This window comes from Citrobacter sp. TBCS-14, from assembly GCF_005280805.1.
Classification (GTDB): Bacteria; Pseudomonadota; Gammaproteobacteria; order Enterobacterales; family Enterobacteriaceae; genus Citrobacter; species Citrobacter gillenii.
Map to the genome: position 1 here is coordinate 1 of NZ_SZWM01001026.1, position 231 is coordinate 231.

Below are 231 nucleotides of genomic sequence, written 5' to 3' on the forward strand. Positions count from 1 at the left end.
CGCTATGCTGCGGCGACGCCGAAATGTTGTTGCCGACAGAACATGAGCGGCTGGCGAAGATTAACGACACGAGCGTGGAGATCCCGTCCACTACGCTGAGCGCGCTGGTGGCGCAACAGGCCGATAAAACACCGGATGCCCCGGCGCTGGCCGATGCCCGCTATCAGTTTAGCTATCGCGAAATGCGTCAGCAGGTGGTGGCACTGGCAAAACTGCTGCGCGAACGCGGTG

The 231-nt window shown here is 61.5% G+C and carries 1 protein-coding gene; it reads left to right on the forward strand.

What is annotated here, in order from left to right; all coding sequences use genetic code 11:
• Positions 1-231 (forward strand): hypothetical protein (locus tag FDX22_RS23770; protein WP_146717882.1); only part of this gene is annotated, 231 nt, incomplete at both ends.